Below are 15,687 nucleotides of genomic sequence, written 5' to 3'. Positions count from 1 at the left end.
CTGAATCATGTCCCGCCACCCAAGTTACGGAAAATCAAGCAAATCTGACAAGCAACGGAATGTTTTAAAACGCTTTGAGCGTATTGACGTCCTTAAAAAATTAGGACGATGGAAGGAAGGAGAGGATAAAAAAGTCACCGGTCTTCCTAAAACTCCAACTATGCAGTGAACGTTCTGTTCGCCAACCGACAACGTGCTCTTTCCATTTCTCCGAGAAGGGTAGAGCGCCTTGTTCAAGCATTCCTTCAATGGAAGCAAGTTTCTTGTGATGAAGTGAGTATCCATTTCGTTGAAAAAGAAGAGATCTGTCGCCTACACGACGATTTTTTTGACGATCCAACTCCAACCGATTGTATTTCGTTTCCCATTGATCATCCTAAAGATTCACAAGAAGACTACTCGGTATTAGGAGAGGTTTTTGTTTGCCCTGAGGTGGGAATTGAATATGCAAGCAGCAAAAAAAAAGACCCTTATACTGAAATTTCCCTCTATGTTATACACGGCCTCCTTCATTTACTAGGATTTGATGACCAAGAGGAAAAAGAAAGAATGATTATGCAGGGTGAAGAAAATTCTGCAATGGAGTATCTTAAAGAAAATAAGGTGTTACTTCATGAATAAATATCTGTTTTTTTTTCTTGTATTTTTCAGTTTTGCTCTTTTTGCAACCCCAGAAAACGATTTTTTGCGAGCTAACTTAAATGGAGATTACGATAAAGTCGTAGAGCTATATGAAAAAGAGGGGCTCCGGTTAACATATGCACGTGACAAGGATGGCAATACTCCCTTGCACATAGCGTGTTGCTCAAAAAAAGGGGGAAGCAAGGCAAAAGTTGTCGCATTTTTGATCGACAAAGGGGTCAATGTCAATGCACAGAATAAATATGATTCGACACCTCTTTTCATCGCGGTTTCCAATGGAAATTATGAAGCTACAAAGCTTCTACTATCGGCCAAGGGAATCCGGGTGAACCAAACCTATCAGCAAAGTTTTACTCCTCTTCACGTTGCAGTAATATCTCAAACTCCACCATTAATTGAACTTCTCTTATCTCACCCTGATATAAATCCCAACTTTGGGACTACGGATGGTGCTACCCCTCTCCACTATGCTGCTATGCAAGGACTTGTTGAAGAGGCCAAAATTTTAATCGATCACCTCAGCACAGACGTCAATGCTCCCCAACATGATGCGATCTACTCAGGAGCCACCCCCCTGCATTTCGCCGCTATGCAGGCACAAACTGAAATTGTCTCTTATCTCCTCTCTAATCCAAAAATCCAAGTAAACGCTGCGATTAACCAAGGATCTCAGACCGGTTTTACCCCCCTTCATTATGCCGTTTTAAATCCTGACACCGTCAATGTGTTAGAGGTTGTAAATCTCCTCCTTGATCATGGAGCCAACCCTAATATAAAGTGTGAAGGAGGAAAAACCCCTTCCGAGCTTACTGCAGTGTCAATCATCCAAAAAGCTCTCGCGAACCATAAAAAGAAGAGAAAATGAGCCCCGAATCTCTTTTTTTTCCTTTGATTTTCATTCTAGGAGCCAGCTCAATTACAATGCTCACAAAGGCGTTGCAAACCCTAGGCCGCATTCAGAGCAAGAAAGAATTCAAAAAAAAGCCCCACTATTTTTTTGCCTATAATTTCATCAAACGGATATTTTCGCATGATCCTTGGGATAACCTCTTCTACCTTCTTAGTTTTACCAAGCACCTTCTCCGCCTCCTCTACTCCACAACTTTTCTGCTTTACCTTATTACTATTTTTTTCGGTGACGTGTCGCCCCACTTTCCCCGTATTCTGTCAGCGATTGGAATCATTGCTGCTGTAGCGCTTATTTTTGACTTTTTCTTCCGATTTATTGCTGGATATAACCCTTCTCTTTGTCTCAGGATTGTGACTCCTCCCACCACTTTTTTTCTCTTCATTTTCTCCCCGATTACCTTTTTTCTCTTAAAGCTTCAAAAGCTCCTCTTTCATCCGGAGCAATCCAAACCCCATGGATTTTCAAGAGCGCGAGTAAAGGACAAGATTTTAGAACTGGCTCATGAATCGGAGCTCTCGATTCACCTTGATCCTTTTGACAGACGCACTATTAGTGCAGTTGCTTCAATGCGAGACCGAATTGTCCGCGAAATTATGGTTCCTCGCATTGATATGTTTTCCCTCTCAGTGAACCAAACAGTTCACGAAGCAGCTCAAAAATTTATTTCCGAGGGCTATTCTAGGATTCCTGTTTATAAAGAGACTGTCGATGACATCATTGGAGTTCTTCTCTATAAAGATGTCATTGAATATTATTTTCGTAGTATCGAAAAAAATGACCAATCGCCCCTTGAAACACCTTTAGAAAAACTAGTAAAACCTATCCTATATTCCCCAGAAACAAAAAAAATCTCTCAGCTTCTTCAGGAATTCAGAAATAATCAGATTCACCTAGCCATTGTTGTTGATGAATATGGTGGAACTGAAGGAATTGTCACAATCGAAGATATCCTTGAAGAGCTTGTCGGAGAGATTGCCGATGAGCACGATGTCATTGAAGAAGAACTACTCTACTCACCCCACCCTAATGGTGGTTTCATTGTTGATGGAAAAATGACCATTCTCGATATAGAAAAAGAGTTAAAGATTGCCATTCCAAAAGGCCCAGAATACGATACCATTGGAGGATATGTCTTTCACCGTGCTGGAACAATCCCTACAAAAGGATGGAAAATTCACAACGATAACTTCAATCTTGAGGTGCTGGCATCCAGTGAGAGGGTCATCGATCAAGTCCTCATCACTCCAAGCTCTTCCTAGCGCTCTGTCACCTTTGAGCTGCAATTTTTAAAGTTGACAGAGCACTAGGAAGCATTTTGGGGTTGAAATTCTATGATTTTTATAGTACAGTGGTCATAAAAATTTAAAAGAGAAATGTATGCGCCGCTCCATAAGTTATGCTGAACCTAAAAACGCTCTTGCAGGTGAAACCAAGACCTGGAAATTCATCTATACCCCCGCAAATGACCTACCCAAGGGTGCGCGACTGAAGTTTGACTTAGGCTCAAAAGGACGTGCTTTTGACTGGGAAATTCCTCAGACAAACTTAAAGAGCAAAAAAAATCTTATCTGGATGCAAATCCCCAGCAAGAAAGCTTTAAATGCAGTAGAAGTCCCCACGCCAGAAAATGCCCTTCCACAGTTTGAATTTACTCTTCCTGGTGACGTAAAAGCAGGTGAAGAAATTGCTATTTTTATGGGAAGCCCCGAAACTACAGATGATGGGAAAAAAGGAAACCGTGCACAGAACCACACCTTGCGTCGTCGTCCCTTTAACCTTTACATTGACCCTAAGGGGAAGGGAGAGTATAAAGAAAGTGAGACTTTCCACGTTGATGTGAAGGGAAATATACTGCATTCAATCCGCATCATTGTCCCTTCAGTCATCAATAAAAACCAGCGTTTTGATGTCATCGTCCGCTTTGAAGACGCATTTGGGAACCTCACTGGAAATGCTCCCGAAGGAACGTTAATTGAATTTTCATATGAGCGGCTCCGAGAAAATATCAGTTGGAAGCTTTTTGTTCCTGAAACAGGATTTATTAATCTCCCCAACCTCTATTTCAACGAGCCCGGGATTTATAAGATTAAACTAAGGAATCTCTCAACGGAAGAAGATTTTTTCTCCTCACCCATCAAGTGCTTTTCTAGTACCGATAGACAACTCTATTGGGGAACCTTTCATGGAGAAACAGCTCTTTATGATGCTGGGAAAAATATTGAGTCTTGTCTCCGCTACGTGCGGGATGAAGAAGCTCACCAGTTTTACAGCAGCTCCTCCTTTGAAAGTGAGGCAGAAACTCCCTCCGATGTTTGGAAAGGGATTGGATCTCATGTCTCTGAGTTTAACGAGGACGACCGTTTCTCCACTTTCCTAGGAATGCAGTGGTCTGGAACCCCTGTTGAAGAGGGCCTCCGACAAATCATCTATCTCAAGGATTCCAAGCCTATTCTCCGAAAAAAGGAAAGTAAGGCTAACCACCTGAAAAAGATTTACAAAAGCCATACCCCTAAAGACTTTATTGCGATCCCGATGTTCACAATGGGATCTGAGACATGCTTTGACTTTGACAATTTTGCCCCAGAATATGAAAAGGTTGTAGAAATTTACAATGCGTGGGGATCTTCGGAGTGCACAAAGGCAGAAGGAAACCTCCGCCCAATCACTTCCAAAGGGAAGAAGGGAATGAAAGAAAAAGCGGAAGGGTCTATACGCAAAGCCTTAAACAAAAATATTCGTTTCGGCTTTGTTGCCGGGGGGCTAGATGACCGTGGTGTCTTTAGTAATCTTTTCGATGCAGAGCAAGTTCAATATACACCTGGACTTACTGCCATTCTATCTACAAACCACTCCCGTGATGGATTAATCCAAGCAGTAAATAAAAGATCATGCTATGCGACAACAGGACCACGCATCATTATGGGTCTTGAAATCGCTGGCGCTCCAATGGGGTCAGAGCTCAACACCAAAGCAAAGCCAGGCTTAGAATATAATCGCCATATCACGGGATATGCTGTGGGACTCGATCATATTAAAGAAGTCCTTGTCATCCGGAATGGAAAATCCTTCCACACCTTCAGTCCCAAAGATGATACTTTCGAATTTACCTTTGATGATGAAGAGCCTCTTGAAAGCGTCTCTTTAAAACCAAAGGGCGAGTCCCCTCCTTTTGTCTACTATTATATGCGCGTAGAGCAAGAAGACGGGCATATCGCTTGGACATCCCCGATCTGGATCGATCTAGGAGCTCCTGTCACTTTAGAAAAGAAGAAAAAGTGATTTTTATTTTAGCGACTGCACTCATTCTTTTATGTGCATTGTTGTTGGGATTGGGACGACTCTTGAAATCAAAACACCCCTTAAACTGCAAACGGTGCGGAAACCCTGAGAAAAAAGAATGCGACGTGTGTCACAAGAAGGAAAAAGTTAAATCCCGCACAAAGCGATGATCATCTCTTTTAAGATGAGCATACGATCCTTATAGTATGCATCCATCGAGCTCTCTTCGGGAATATTTCTTCCGAGCTCTCTCCTTACATCATCCGGTAAAAGACCTAGATCTTGTTCAAAATTTCTCTGATGCAAGCCATAGGGACGAATCAGCTTTTCATGCCCCTCAAAAGCATCTCTTTCTAACGTCACAACCGCTTCAAGGTGCTCTTGGATGAGCTGCGCTGGTGTGGTCTCTTCAGAAAGACTTTTTTCTGTTGCCCTATTAAATGCAACAATGATGATTTTAAACTCTTCTCCGTCTAGCTTTCCTAGCTCATCAATCATAACTGCTGCCGAATCACCAGGAACTAATTGAATTTCATTTGGAAACCACTTATCTAAGAATCGCGCAAGAAGGTCATCTCTTTCTCGTGGAGCCCCCCCTTGAAGCTCTACAGGGACACACTGGAAAATATTGTCATGAATCCCAATGATAATATCCTTTGCAAAATAGCCCCCTTCGAGCATGAGGTCTAACATTCCTAGGTCCCTAGATATATTTTCCCAACCTGCTATCTCGAGCTGCCCTGCTCCCGCTCTGGTATTCACCCAAAGAATGAGATTATTAGGAACACCATTTCTATCAGCTGGAGATGCCAATACCCTTTCAATGTGCCCACGAAGAGCATTGATCGCTTCAGCATCTAGAGCATCAATTTTTTCCTTAGTATTAAAATCTTCTTTTGCGATTTCAACTTTTGCTAAAGCAAGAAACTCAGCTCTATCATGCGCCCAAGCCTGACATGTACTATGTGCCATTTTAACACTTTGGATTCCCCCCTGGGTCAGAACAATCGTTGCAGTAGTTGTAGCAAAAAGCGGTTTAGCAAATTTGTTAAAATCTGGGAAAGCATTATGACGCGAGTTGAGAACAGTTGTTGCTCTAAGCATTGTTGCAACAGTCGCAACAGATAGTGCAAACACAAGCGTATTTTCAGCAGTAGCTTTCTCTCCCGCTTTAGAAGAGGTGCAAAGAGTATGAATAGACTTTGCCGTAATCAAAACACTCGCGCCATTTGTAGCTGTCGCAAAGGCTGTTAAATTGGTGATTTGCTGAGTATATTTGCTAGCTAGCATGACAAGCGTTGCAGCACATGCTGAGCCCAACACATCCTGGGTGTGGTAACGATTATTTTGAAAAGCTTCAATCATTCATTCTCTCCATAAGGGGAAGTTCTTTTAGAGCAGCCTAAGGGCTTTCTGAGAAACGTCCTGTTGGCAATAACGTAGAGACCCCTTAAATTTGGCAGAATCATAGCAAATATTGAAATTGAAGGCGAGAAAAACCCCATGATATAAGATAGCATGGGGCTTAAAATATATATTTACATTTTAGCGGCAATAAGGGCTGCTAGAGCCTCTTTGGCGAATTCTCCCGTTGGATCCTCCCTAAAGTAGGTAAACCCTCCCTGTCCAGGAATGGGGCGCCTATCTCTTTCTTCTCATTTTTGAGCAGTGGTCTCACAAGCAGCAAGAGCTGCCTTTGTTTTTGCACTAAGTCGCCCATATAGTTGAATTGTTTTATTTTAGTTATAATCAATGCTCCTGGAAAAGTTCATCTATTCCGCATCGATATTTTCTTCGCTTAGACTTTGCCTGAGCCCACTTGCGTTCAATTGGATTTAAATCAGGAGAATATGGAGGGAGATATTCTAAAGTATGCCCTGCAGCTTTAATCCTTTGCTGCATAAATTTACCTTTATGGAACGCAGCATTATCCATATAGCTAAAAATTTTTATTTTAGTTATCATCTTTTGGATGACCTATTCATTGGATTTTAGAAAAAAAGCACTGTCAATTCGAAGCAGACTTTCGAAGCTCCTGCAAAGGGGTTCCTTCTAAGTCTTCATAGTGCCCAGCAAGGAGGATATCTTGATCTTCCTCAGAGAGTCGGTCAAAACACAGGATCAGAGCCATTAGCACCGTGGATGAACACTCACCCTTATCGTCTAATGAAGCTAAAAGTTGAAGCTCTATAATTTTCCTTTCCAGAGAAATACTTTTGTCGCTCATCATCGGTAAAATCATATCCCTCACATTATCGCTGTAAAGATAAGCTTCTTCTTTTAGTCTTCCAAGTAATGCCACGTTATGAGGAAGCGTTGGATTTTCAACAGCTTGCATGAGTTCTCCAACCTGTATACCAGTGGGCAGTAGATAAGCCTCTAACGGATTCTCTTCGCCAAAATAATCAAATAACAGCTCCGCTGTCACACCCTACTTCGACCTTTTCGATCATCGCTGCAAATTTTTGTGGATTAGATTTGGCTACATCCTCCACTTCTTTTCTACGATCTCGAACCGAGTCTTTTCCGAAGTTTTTCCATGCGGAAGCCACCCACGTACTCGCGCCCCAAAAGACATTATAAAGCATATCGGCAGCCGTTTGGCTCGTTGAGTATCCTGCAGTTGCTGTAGAATTCACCTCAGGCCTCCTCTTGCTGCTTTGATTCAAGCTCTTCTCTAACGGCTGGATAAACACCTGCTACATCTTTCTGCGAACCTGATCTCCTTAACTGTTCCATAATTTACCTCATTACGGACTATGGATTTCATAAAGAAGATATTTTAATTATTAAGAAAATATTAAGCAATCAAAGTTGCAAATTCAGCCAATTTTTCCTTTTTGACTTGGCTAAGTGCCAAGGGAATATCTTGAGCGATGTCCCGACCAGGGATACATTTTGTGAGAAACTCAATAAGCGAAGTTTGAACCTCTTCTGGAAGAAGATCGAAGAGCTCCTGCATAAATTCCTTGCGCTCATCGTAATCATAGGTCCAGACTTTCGAAACATCGATCAACGCTTCTACGCGCTTCTGTGCTCCCATGGACCCAAGGTGAGGGCGCAGAGCTGCAACACGCTCCGAAAATGCAGGAAGGGGGTAAAATTCTTTATGTCTAAAGAGAGAGAATAACTTGCTCATAGAGCAAGTATAGCATTACCGGTATTATATTGCTAGCAGCTCCTTTGCTGCTTTGCGAAGGAGTCCTAAATCGCATTCACTTGACTTCAAATACATAGTCCCGCTTGTCCCTTTTATCTTGTCATCTAATGTTCTCAACTTGAGACCGAGCATAAGATCAAGACCTTGGATTTTGCTCACGACAAACCACACCTTTGTCCTCGTCCGATTGACTTCCCTATTGTCTTTAATGTGAACCGGAATCAGATCCACCAAGAGTTGCAATTGCTCTTTATTTTCCTCAGGGAGGGCGTTGAGAGTATCATGCATCATTGACCAAATAATTGCGTCATAGATTCCCTTTACGGAAATATCATTTCTCTCATAAAACCCCTCTTCAACCTCTTCCTTTTGGATCGTACAATATGCTAGCTTAATCCAATCTGAAAAATCAGGTGCAATGTCTTTCAGTCTTCTAAGAACCTGATAGAATTTTGTGGGAAACTCGGAGCTGCGTGCCAGCTGACACTCTGTTGCTCGAAGAAGCACTTCCATGTTATGCAGTAATACCTCTTCCTCAGCTCCCTCTCGAAAAGAAGCAATGATCGCTTCAGGATCCCACTTCATGGGTTGCATTTCCTCAGGAAGCCGAGCAATAGGCCGGGGCGGTCCAAGCGGTTGAAGGAAGACGTTTGGTTCTGGAAAGTATGTATCCAACAAACCACCAAAAATCTGAGGAATCCATTTGGGAGCTCTCATCTCTGTTTCAGCAAGAGCCATAATTGCGCAGGTTGTAATGATTAGAGGCTTGTCGATCGTACAAGGCATTTGAGCAGTCGCGTAGTGTTTTTTAAGAGCGGCAGCTCCAAACGCTGCTGAAAATGCAAACATAAGAGCTCTCTTTGCTGATCTTCTTTCACCCGCATCGAAAAAAGTTCGAAGCGTATGCACAGACTTTGCAATGACTAAAAAACTTGCTCCCTCAACTCCAGAAACAAAAGCGACTAAAGTACTAATGGGCTGAATACGTTTGCATCCAAACTTTATAAGTACGGATGCGCACAAAACACTCACCAAGTCTTGAGTGTGACAACGATTATTTTGAAAAAACTGAAGAGCGCTGGTAGTCATTTTTTCTTTTAATTTCGGTGATAATTATAGCTTTAAATATCAAAAAATTCAACAATTGCAGACCATGAGGATTATATTAGGCTCAAAGTCTCCTAGGAGGCAAGAGATTATTAAGTTTTTTTCTATTCCCCATATGGTGGCTTCCTCCCCTTTTGATGAAAGGTCGATCCTGTTTCAGGGGGATGCTGAGGAATATGTCCGCGTCATTGCCGAGAAGAAGGGAGAGGCCCTTTTCCCAGAGTTTCCAAATGAGGTCATTGTAACCGCTGATACAGTCGTCTTACTTAATGGGGAAATCCTTCTGAAGCCAGAAGATGATGGAGATGGAAAAGAGATGCTCACCTCCCTTTCAGGAACAACCCATGATGTGATCACTGGTGTGGCTGTTCGAAAAGGAGAACAGCTTAAAAGCAGCGTTGAAACAACGCGTGTTCACTTCAACTCCCTCTCTGAAAAGGAGATTGCAGCCTATTTAAAGGGAATGCATGGAAGGGACAAAGCGGGAGGCTATGGAGCCCAGGAGATGGGAAGCCTTCTCATAAAAGGGATTGAAGGGTGTTTCTACAATGTGATAGGGTTACCAGTAAATACTCTTCAAAAATTACTATGTCAATTTGGAATCAACTTATGGGACGCTTTCTCCTCATAATCCTTACATTTTTCACCCCTCTTTGCGCAGCCATTTCTAAGAATCAAGTCCTCTATTTAATGCAGGCAGGAGAAGTTGAAAAAGGAATTCAGCTCTATCAAGACTGGGTCAAAGAAAATGAAAGACATGACTTTGATATCCTTGAACAGATGGGGTACATCCTTCTGAAACAAGGGGCTACTAGTGGAGATGAGGAAACTCTTCTTCTCAGCATGTATGGCCTGGGGATTGCTGGTTCAACGGAGGGGATGGAACTTTATGAGATGGGGATGAATAGTCATAACCCCATGACCCAAATGGCAACAATTCAGTTTCTTAGTCGTCTCCAAGAAGATGAGGTTGAGGGGCTCTTATTTAAGGCTTTTTCTTCCCCATATTTAGTGATTCGGATAGAGGCTGCCCATGCTTTAGCACAGCGCCGCTCTGAGGCAGTGACAGGAATGATTGATTCTTTGATGCAAAAACTCCCCCCTTTTTTTCACGTCTATTTCCCTGAACTTTTTGCTATGATTGGAACTCCAGATGCCATGGGAGTCTTAAAGCGTATGGCAGGGCACTCTCAGTTGAATGTACGTCTCTTTACGATTCTTTCAGCAGCACGCTTCGGTCGAGATGATTTTTTATCAGAGATTCGGGCAGGAGCAACCCACTCCGATCATGCGGAGCAAGAGACCTGCGCAGCAGCTCTTGGTTATCTAAAGGATTCTCATTCAATTCCTCGACTGAAAGAGCTCTCTAAATCAAAACATCTCAATGTGAAACTGGTTGCTTGCCATTCACTGGCGCTGCTTGGAGATCTCTCATACCGTGAACCCATTCTTGAGAGCGCACTTCAAAAAAATCCTCTCGCGATTCCAATGCTCCTGGACATGCCCAATACAGAACCCCTTCTAGTCACACTTCTCTCGGATTATAACTTTCATATTCGTGCAAATGCTGCCCTAGTACTATTGAAGAAGCGCAATCCAAAATGTGTTCCCACGCTCCTAAAAATGCTTATCAAAGATGAAAAGGATTTGGGTTTTCAGCCGATCTATTCTTTGGGACAAGCTTTAATGGCTTGGAAGGTTATCCCCTCATGTACTCATTATGCTAAGAAAACTCAGCAGGATATTCCAGGTATTACGCTGGCACTGCGCGAGCAGATTTTGCAAGATGCTTTAGAGCTCCCAGAAGAGGAATTTCTAAAAATTGCCCAGGCAGTCTTTGATAAAAAAGAAAATGAACTGATTCCTATCTTAATTCATCTCCTTGAGAATCTGGGTACCCCAGGGGCTGAAGCTCTTTTAAAGGAGGAGTGTCGCCGCGCAGGAGCTCCTTTTATTCGCACATACTGTCACTTAGCACTTCATCGAATACGCGCTAAGGGACCTCATAAAGAGCACATCTACCAATGGGTAGGAAGCCAACGAGATCATGAACTGTTTCAATTTCGGGAAATGCTTTCCTGGACAGATCGAAAAGAAACAGAAGGCTCTTATATTTTAACTCCAAAGGAAACCTCCAGATTGCTCATTGAGAGTTACGAAACTCTTGTCGATAGTCATGAGATTGAGGGAATCGATATTCTCCTCTCTGCAATCCGCTTGGGACATAAAAAAAACCGCTTTCTTCTCGCTGGACTCTTGCTCAAGGCGATTCAATAAGGTATACTTGTGGCCTTTGAAAGTTGGACGGGTCCATGCGCCTTTGTATTTTTCTCTTTTTTCTGTTGGTGATCCCCCTGCATGGCGCGCAGGAGTTTACTGTTAATCTTAAAGACCCTGAATATCAGAATGGAGTCATTTCAACCCATGCTGGAGGGGTGATTAGCTCACCGGAACTGCGGGTTCAAGCGCGCCATATTGTCTATACTAACCGCATGGAAAAAGGAGAGACAATCCACCGAGTTGTGGCAGAGGGAAACTTGATGCTAGACAGTGGAGGACATACCTATGTTGGACGCCGTTTAGAGTATGATTTTGTGACCAAAACTGGGATTGTTTACAATGGAGTCACGGCCATTGACCTCTGGTTTTTAGGTGGAGAAAAAATCCGCCTTAACTCTGATCGGAGTTTCTACCTCTATAATGCTTTTGTAACGACAAGCGAGAGCAAAAATGCCGACTGGAAAATCCATTCACGCGAGGTTGAGACCACAAAGAAAAGCTATTTAGCTGCGAAAAATGTAACTTTTAGATTTTTTGAAACACCAATTTTTTGGCTCCCCTCCTTTAAAAGCAACTTAAAATCAATGGCAGAGTCTCCTGTAAGATATAAAATAGATCTGGATAAGGGGCTATGGCCAAAGGCAAGTATGCGCTACCGAGTCTATTCTTGGGAGCAACTCGACCTTTTCTTCCGCCTCAATGTCCGTCCTTCAAAAGGAGTCGGTGCTGCGCTTGAGTCAGACTATCAATCCTTAGAAAAACGGACAAAGTTTCGAACCCGCAGTTACATCGATTACGATGCTTTCTACAGAGACACCAACCCAGATAAAGCACGAACCCACTATAGATTGCAAGGAGTCTACACTTCAACAAGTGAGGATGAAAAATCCCATCTTCTGGCGACCTACGACTGGCTGAGCGATAAAAACATGCAAACAGACTTTGGAAGTGAGGATTTTGAGCTTAACACTGCCAAGCAGACCCGCATTGAAATGCGAAACTACCAAGATTGGATGATTTTCGGAATTGATGGAAAATTTCGTGTAAACGGATTTCAGGGGATGAAACAAGAACTTCCTGAATCATTTTGGACCCCTAAATCCTTTGCGATAGGAGACTCAGGGATTATTTCAGAAAATCGGATGAAGGTTGCATACTTGGACTACGTATCTGCAAAGGATATTGAACCTGCCGTCCCCGACTTCAATGCAGCACGACTATCTACTCGCAATACCCTTTATCGCCCTTTTGCGCATCGAGGGCTTGCTCTCACCCCACTTGTTGGAATCGAAGGGGTCTTCTATGAAGACAGCCAAAGAGATAAACCAGCAGCCCTGGGAGTCTTATTCTATCAGCTCCTTTTTGACCTAACTTTGAAGCGCAATTTTAAAACGGTCTGTCATACCCTGCAACCCTATATCAATTATGAAGGGATGACCCACCCGACAATCTCCCCAAATACTCCCTATATTTTTAGCATTCAGGATGGCTTCAACCGCCTCAATGTGATTAAGTCTGGAGTGCGTAACCTTTTTTACATGAAGAATTCTCCCCTTTTCGAACCCAATATCATTGCAGACCTTTATATCTACAGCTTTTTTGGAGATCAGACCTTTGCTAAAACTGTTCCAAAAATCCAGGGGAATTTCATTTGGAACTTTCCCTCTTGGAATCTAAATAGCCACCTGGGGTGGAACATAGAGAATCAAGTACTCGACTATGCCAACATAGCCTTAGCTTGGACGATTAATAAGAACTTTGCCTTCAAAACAGAATTCCGCCACCGCAGCCGCTTTGATTGGAGAAAGGATAACCCCGATGACTTTATTATGGAGGTAACACGAGATATCCACGATCTCCTCCATTCCCCTCTGTCAGATGGGAGAAATACCCTTCTTTCCAGATTGCAAATTAAAATTGCTCCTCAGTGGATCGTGCGCCTTGAATCTCATATCGGCTGGGGACGTGGAGGAGAACCCAATTATAACGAAGGAAAGTTTGATCTGATCACAATGATTAGCACAAGTTGGCGCCTCCGTCTCACCTTTATTCACTCTCTTGCCCCTCATAAGAAAAACGACCGATTTACCTTCGGCCTCTCTCTTGTAAAGAAGTGATAAAACCATTCCCTTTAAAACTATTATTACACATAATACCTTTCAACCTTTTAGATAGGAATGGAGATGAAAAGATGGCAGTTGAAGCAGTATCCTCGGAAGCAACGGCTTTTGTTGAAATAGATAAAGAGAACACTGGCGACCTGGGTGGCAGAGCTGTTTCATATCAAAAAAACCCAAATACTTGTTTTAGTCAACTGATTCTTAATACATTAACTATTCACCCTAAGCTCTGTAGTTTCCTGTGGGGGTATTTTGATCCTGAAAAAAAAGAAGAGCAAGAATTTGAGATTCAAATGCTGATTTGGGCTATACATTGCCAATCACCAGAGGAGGAAGAACAAAAGAAAAAAATGTTCACATCTTTAGCCAATACAGCCATAAAAGTAGGAACTATTGCCGCATTAGTAATAAAAAGAGATTATAAGAGTGCTGCGTTAACAACAGGAATCGTTGTTTTAGATATAGCTGATGATTGCTTGAGAACTGTGGATGAATTTAAAAAACATGTAAAGGATCAAGGAAAAAACTTTTCTGATGTGAGATTTTACAATTGGGCGGAAGAAATAGAAAGAAACAAGCAGGATCTTATTACGAAAGGAATTATCTTGGAAGCAGATGAATCCTCAAGGCATTATAATGAAAACCCTCATTATACACGTAACCCACACTACACAAAGCCATTATGTTAAATATTAGAGAAAAATTATGAAAAAATCAATTATGACTTTTCTGTTCATTTACCTGGTGTTATTAAAAACTCAGGCGTTTGCACTCGAAAACAATAGAGACGTTTTTGGAGTTTTTATAGAGACCCAATCTGAAGCAGAAAGAAAAAAATTAGGGTCAGCTCTGGGTCAGTTGGAAAAGCAACACACGATTGAAGTTGCTTTTGTAAATGATTGTTCCTGGAAAAATAAAAACAAGGAATCCGCAAGTGGTTCCATTTTAGCGAGATTAGAGTTTGTAAGACCTCCTAATGCCGAATCTAACCCTGCATATTCTGGCAAATCCTATGATCAATTAACAAACGAATATATAGTTGCTATCCCTGATGATATCGACTCGGATTTCAAATCCCAAGGGTATGTATTCATGTACGCTGAAAAAGTGCTATTTGATCATGCTGAAAAAATCGGAGACAAAAAGCAATTCCCCAAACTCATACAAGAACTAGAAATTAATATAGAAAAAATTGCGAAGAGCAACAAGAACGAGAAAAAACCATTACTCATCTTGTTTTTATAAATCTAAATATGTGCACCGAAGAGGTAAGAAGCCATTGATACCTCTAGAAAATCAAGCTGCATTCAGGCAAGCTGTTTTAGAGCTGCAAGAGAAGAAAGTAGGTGGTCGTATCAAAGGGAAAGACATTTTGGAATTGATGAAAACAAAATATGGAGTCGACCCATCTTTGAAGCCGGTATACAATACGTTGAAAAGGGCTGACCTCGTCTGGATCTCGGGTCGATTAATTCACCCCAAGGCAGACTTAGAAGCCCAAGAGACTTTAAAAAAAACTTCTCAGAAAAAGTAGTTGAGGCATTGCCAGCAGGAGTAAAAATAGAGTCTGTTGATATTTGGTTCCAAGATGAGGCTCTAGAGTGGGGCAAAGAGGCACTGTAACCCGTACATGGGCCAAGAAAGGAACACGTCCTCGGCTCGCACGTCAGCAGCAATTTGAATACGCTTACATATTTGGAGCTATTTGCCCCGTCAGAGATGAAGCTGTAGGCCTTGTAATGCCAGCTGTAAATACAGAAGCAATGCTTGTGCATCTTGAGCACATTTCCATGAAGATTCCTGAAGGAAGGCATGCAGTTATTGTGCTGGATAGAGCTGCTTGGCATACAACAAAGCGACTTAAAAGGTTTAGCAACATAAGCCTTCTACCGCTTCCTCCGGTTTCGCCAGAGTTGAATCCAACAGAACAAGTATGGCAAACGCTTCGAGATGAACATCTAGCGAATCGCTGTTATGAAGATTATGATGCGATTACAATGGCCTGCTGCGATGCATGGAATGCATTTGTTGACACTCCAACCAGAGTGAGAAGGCTCTGCTCAAGACCGTGGGCTATTTTATGACGTTATTTTTTACGAATGGTATTACTTAGGAGAGTAAAAATAGCGCAAACACAGACTGCTTATTTGGGAGTCAGACTCTTTTCATTCGATTTTAATCAGTTAAAC

Annotated in this window: 18 protein-coding genes; 12 read left to right on the top strand and 6 right to left on the bottom strand. The window is 42.2% G+C overall.

The genetic code is table 11. The annotated features are described in order from the left end of the window. Positions 1–7: 7 nt before the first annotated feature. From R2I63_RS09315 to R2I63_RS09295, 5 genes are all read left to right on the top strand, one after another. A complete protein-coding gene (locus tag R2I63_RS09315; protein ID WP_316357132.1) occupies positions 8–169 on the top strand; it encodes a small basic protein in 162 nt (53 codons plus the stop codon). After that, positions 166–621, top strand: a complete 456-nt coding sequence (gene ybeY, locus R2I63_RS09310; protein ID WP_316357129.1) for an rRNA maturation RNase YbeY — start codon at positions 166–168, stop codon at positions 619–621. Before R2I63_RS09315 ends, ybeY begins: the two co-directional genes overlap by 4 nt. Further along, positions 614–1,507: an ankyrin repeat domain-containing protein gene (locus R2I63_RS09305; protein WP_316357127.1), complete on the top strand. Its 894-nt coding sequence runs from the start codon at positions 614–616 to the stop codon at positions 1,505–1,507. Before ybeY ends, R2I63_RS09305 begins: the two co-directional genes overlap by 8 nt. After that, on the top strand, positions 1,504–2,811 hold the full coding sequence (locus R2I63_RS09300) for a hemolysin family protein (RefSeq protein WP_316357124.1): 1,308 nt from the start codon (positions 1,504–1,506) through the stop codon (positions 2,809–2,811). Before R2I63_RS09305 ends, R2I63_RS09300 begins: the two co-directional genes overlap by 4 nt. A gap of 118 nt (positions 2,812–2,929) precedes the next feature. Further along, positions 2,930–4,831: a DUF3604 domain-containing protein gene (locus R2I63_RS09295; RefSeq protein WP_316357122.1), complete on the top strand. Its 1,902-nt coding sequence runs from the start codon at positions 2,930–2,932 to the stop codon at positions 4,829–4,831. Between the two features lie 147 nt (positions 4,832–4,978). Here the strand turns inward: R2I63_RS09295 and R2I63_RS09290 are convergent, their stop codons facing one another. From R2I63_RS09290 to R2I63_RS09265, 6 genes are all read right to left on the bottom strand, one after another. Then, positions 4,979–6,196, bottom strand: a complete 1,218-nt coding sequence (locus R2I63_RS09290) for a hypothetical protein (RefSeq protein ID WP_316357119.1) — start codon at positions 6,194–6,196, stop codon at positions 4,979–4,981. A 384-nt stretch (positions 6,197–6,580) separates the two neighbouring features. Continuing rightward, positions 6,581–6,796, bottom strand: a complete 216-nt coding sequence (locus R2I63_RS09285; RefSeq protein WP_316357117.1) for a transposase — start codon at positions 6,794–6,796, stop codon at positions 6,581–6,583. A gap of 43 nt (positions 6,797–6,839) precedes the next feature. After that, the gene (locus R2I63_RS09280; protein WP_316357114.1) at positions 6,840–7,259 is read right to left on the bottom strand and encodes a hypothetical protein; all 420 of its coding nucleotides are present in this window, start codon (positions 7,257–7,259) and stop codon (positions 6,840–6,842) included. Further along, the gene (locus R2I63_RS09275; protein ID WP_316357111.1) at positions 7,237–7,470 is read right to left on the bottom strand and encodes a hypothetical protein; all 234 of its coding nucleotides are present in this window, start codon (positions 7,468–7,470) and stop codon (positions 7,237–7,239) included. The genes R2I63_RS09280 and R2I63_RS09275 overlap by 23 nt, the downstream gene beginning before the upstream one ends. A 161-nt stretch (positions 7,471–7,631) precedes the next feature. Beyond that, positions 7,632–7,970 carry a hypothetical protein gene (locus R2I63_RS09270; protein ID WP_316357106.1) on the bottom strand — a complete coding sequence of 113 codons (339 nt, stop codon included), beginning with the start codon at positions 7,968–7,970 and terminating at the stop codon, positions 7,632–7,634. 24 nt (positions 7,971–7,994) lie between these two features. Further along, positions 7,995–9,080, bottom strand: a complete 1,086-nt coding sequence (locus R2I63_RS09265) for a hypothetical protein (RefSeq protein WP_316357102.1) — start codon at positions 9,078–9,080, stop codon at positions 7,995–7,997. 64 nt (positions 9,081–9,144) lie between these two features. Between R2I63_RS09265 and R2I63_RS09260 the strand changes: the two genes are divergently transcribed. The 7 genes from R2I63_RS09260 (at position 9,145) to R2I63_RS09230 (ending at position 15,582) form a co-directional block, all read left to right on the top strand. Further along, entirely contained in the window at positions 9,145–9,729 is a 585-nt protein-coding gene (locus R2I63_RS09260; RefSeq protein ID WP_316357098.1) for a Maf family protein, read from the top strand. After that, positions 9,708–11,375 carry a HEAT repeat domain-containing protein gene (locus tag R2I63_RS09255; protein WP_316357095.1) on the top strand — a complete coding sequence of 556 codons (1,668 nt, stop codon included), beginning with the start codon at positions 9,708–9,710 and terminating at the stop codon, positions 11,373–11,375. The genes R2I63_RS09260 and R2I63_RS09255 overlap by 22 nt, the downstream gene beginning before the upstream one ends. Before the next feature lie 35 nt (positions 11,376–11,410). Continuing rightward, the gene (locus R2I63_RS09250) at positions 11,411–13,495 is read left to right on the top strand and encodes a hypothetical protein (RefSeq protein ID WP_316357092.1); all 2,085 of its coding nucleotides are present in this window, start codon (positions 11,411–11,413) and stop codon (positions 13,493–13,495) included. Positions 13,496–13,569: 74 nt separating this feature from the next. After that, positions 13,570–14,187: a hypothetical protein gene (locus tag R2I63_RS09245; RefSeq protein ID WP_316357090.1), complete on the top strand. Its 618-nt coding sequence runs from the start codon at positions 13,570–13,572 to the stop codon at positions 14,185–14,187. A gap of 16 nt (positions 14,188–14,203) precedes the next feature. Beyond that, positions 14,204–14,743, top strand: a complete 540-nt coding sequence (locus R2I63_RS09240; protein WP_316357087.1) for a hypothetical protein — start codon at positions 14,204–14,206, stop codon at positions 14,741–14,743. 34 nt (positions 14,744–14,777) lie between these two features. Next, positions 14,778–15,032, top strand: a complete 255-nt coding sequence (locus R2I63_RS09235) for a helix-turn-helix domain-containing protein (protein ID WP_316357085.1) — start codon at positions 14,778–14,780, stop codon at positions 15,030–15,032. A 67-nt stretch (positions 15,033–15,099) separates the two neighbouring features. After that, entirely contained in the window at positions 15,100–15,582 is a 483-nt protein-coding gene (locus R2I63_RS09230) for an IS630 family transposase (protein WP_316357083.1), read from the top strand. Positions 15,583–15,687 lie beyond the last annotated feature (105 nt).

This window comes from Candidatus Neptunochlamydia sp. REUL1 (assembly GCF_963457595.1).
In the GTDB taxonomy this organism is placed as follows: Bacteria; Chlamydiota; Chlamydiia; order Chlamydiales; family Simkaniaceae; genus Neptunichlamydia.
The sequence above is the reverse complement of the archived record's forward strand: the minus strand, read 5'-3'. Positions and strand labels throughout refer to the sequence as shown.